2 protein-coding genes are annotated in these 2,853 nt (G+C 58.9%); both read right to left on the bottom strand.

Features of this window, described 5'->3' with window-relative positions; genetic code table 11:
* A partial coding sequence (locus ABJF10_RS30275) for a nucleotide sugar dehydrogenase (protein ID WP_348548324.1) occupies window positions 1-629 on the bottom strand: 629 nt, incomplete at its 3' end.
* 142 nt (window positions 630-771) lie between these two features.
* A partial coding sequence (gene lptD / locus ABJF10_RS30280) for an LPS assembly protein LptD (RefSeq protein WP_348548325.1) occupies window positions 772-2,853 on the bottom strand: 2,082 nt, incomplete at its 5' end.

Raw genomic sequence — 2,853 nt, forward strand, 5'->3', positions numbered from 1 at the left:
GAATTGGCCGCGTGCTTGATGAGCTCGGCGCTGTTCACGTCCGTGACGAGGATCGGCGCGCGGAAGGGCTCGTAGACCTGCTTCATCAAGTCCGTGGCCTTCTGGCTGGCGGAACCGATGACCACGCGATCGGGATTCATGAGATCCGGCACGGCGCAGCCTTCGCGCAGAAACTCGGGGTTCGAGACGACGTCGAATTCCGCGCCTTTGTTATAGCGCTTGATGGTGTCGGCGACTTTCTCGCCGGTCTTCACCGGTACCGTCGATTTGTCCACCACCACCCGGTATTCACCCGGCTTGAGCACCCCGGCGATTTCCCGCGCGACGCGCTCGATGTAGGTGAGATCGACGCTGCCATCGACTTGCGGCGGCGTGGGCACGGCGATGAAGATGATCTGCGAATGATCGACGCCGTCCTGGATGGAATTCGTGAAGCGCAGGCGCTTGGCCGCCACATTGCGGTGCACGAGGTCTTCGAGGCCGGGTTCGTAAATCGGGATTTTGCCCGCCTGAAGGGCGTCTACCTTGCGTTGGTCGTTATCGACGCAGACGACGTGGTGACCCACTTCGGCGAAGCAGGCGCCGGAGACGAGACCGACATAGCCGGAGCCAATAATACAGAGATCCATGGTTCTAAGTTGTTGATGCGGATTTGGATGAAATGCCTGCGCGAGCGCTTAAAGAAGCTGGCCCGTGGCCAAGCAGGGCGGGATTAAGCGTACGCCTCCGCCGGAGTGCAAGGAAAACGATGCGCGATCCCAAGCGCCGCAATTACTTGCTCCCCCCGAGACCGGCGATCGTGCTCGGGTCAAAAGTGGCGGGCAGACGCACACTGGGCAAGTCCTTCAAAGTAAACGTCAGGATCAAACCGACCTGTCTTTGCCCACCGTTGTCCTGGATGGCGAGGCCGAAGGAGGCAATCCAACTCGAAAGATCGCGGCTGACCGAATAAGTCTGCGCTTCGAGCGTGCTGGTCTCAAATTCATACTGCTCACCGAAACTGAAGGCCCAGTTGTCGTTGATCCGGTAGTAACCGCCAAAGGTGGCGAGATTGCTGTTCTGGAACTGGGTATTCCCGTTGATGTAGCGTTCGCCGAGGCTCACGGTGAGGTCGCGGGATACTTGGAACCCGAAGCTCGAGTTCACTTGGGTAAAGCCGTGGTCCAGTATCGGGAACTGGGAATCGACGTTCAGGCTCAGCCACGGAAGCGGCACCCACTTCAGCGAATTGTAGACATTGGAAAAGGTCCCGGTGTCGGCGAGCAGGGCCGCATTGCCGAAATCCGGGCGCTGGATATCCACGTCGAAATAAGTGTTCAACTCGAGCCAGTTCATCGTCTGGTTGTCGCGCCGCGTCTGGAAGCGATTGCGCACGCCGAGACGGACGATCGACCAGTTATCCAGGGAGTCGATGGCGTTGAACTGCGGGAAATCGATCGGCGGCGCCTGGGTCGAGGGAACGAAACGGTCGAATTGGTAAATTTGATCCGGCGAATGGTTGGTATAGACGAACGAGGCGTTCATGTAGGGCTCGACGATATGGCGGAGGCCATCGAGGCCCCAGGTGCGCGATTGCACGCCTTCGTAGGCCTTGGAAAACTTAAACGATGCTTCCAACCCGGCGGTGACGGCCGCGCGGAAGAGCGACCCATTCTTCACCAGCGTCTCGGTCGTCTGCTGGGTGGTCGTCTTGGTCGTCACCGGCAAGCCGTCAGGACCGATGACGGTCGAACTGGTGGTGATGTTTTCGATGTCCTGCTGGGTGAAGCCGCTATTCTCGTAGAACGTGCCTCGCACACCCACCCGGGGGGTCAGCGATAGCCAGCCGAAGTAAGTACCGGGGCGGCTGAGCTGCTGGTAGGTATCCGCGCGGAACGATTTGTAGTCGGGAAAGAGCGAACCGTTGGCGAAGTTGCGCTGATACATGCCGGCGCTGGTTTCGCTGTCGTAGAAGACCGGGGAATCCCAGAGCGGCTGGCGCTTGATGTCGAGAGCGCCTTCCGGAAGCTTTTCCGTGCCGTCGAAATCATGGTTGATCTGTTTCCGCGCGATCAAGATGGCCGAGTAGTTCTCGTTCCACTTGGTCACGGCGATCATGTTGTCCGGATTGGGGTTCTCGCGAAACTCACCCGGCTCGAAGTCCTGCAGGAACCGCGCGTCGCTCAACTTTGTGATGTTGATCGTGGAATAGAGATCCTCGTCCAGGAAGGTCCGGTCCTGCAAAGCGACGCGGTAGCGATTCGGGTTGATCGGCTCGCGCGTCAGGGCGGTCTTGTTCGTGCCGGGATCGGAGTCGCTCACGTAATAGCTCAGGAAATGCCCCCAGTTTTCTCCGTGCTGCACATCGCGGGTCTGCTTCTGCTCTTTGGTCTCCGTCGCCTTGGCAAACGGCGTCGCCGAACGCTTTTCCGCACCCCAGCGAGCCTCAAAACCGACGCCAATACCGCGCTGGGAATACAGGTCGAGCCGGAACTTGCCCGAAATCGTATCCGACAACGGGAAAGTGTACTGCGTCATCAAGAACGCGCCCCAGACACTGTAATAACCGGGCGTGAAGGTGAAGCTCTGGTCCGCGCTCAACGACTGGTAGAGATACGGATACCAAAAGACCGGAGTCTTCCCGGCGTAGAGCGTGACATTGCTAAAGACGACGCGGTCCTTCGGGTAGATACGGACTGTCTTGGCGCGCATGTACCAGTCCGGCTTCGAGTTGTCGCTCGTCGTGAAGATGCCGTCCTTGACGAGGTAGGAATTGCTGCTGAGCGTCGAAAGGGATTCGCCCGCGAATTGAAAAGGAATGACGTCGCCGCGGAAGTCGGCGGTATTGAGGATCTTGGTCTCCAGATTGTAGAT

It is taken from the genome of Chthoniobacter sp. (assembly GCF_040003245.1).
In the GTDB taxonomy this organism is placed as follows: Bacteria; Verrucomicrobiota; Verrucomicrobiia; order Chthoniobacterales; family Chthoniobacteraceae; genus Chthoniobacter.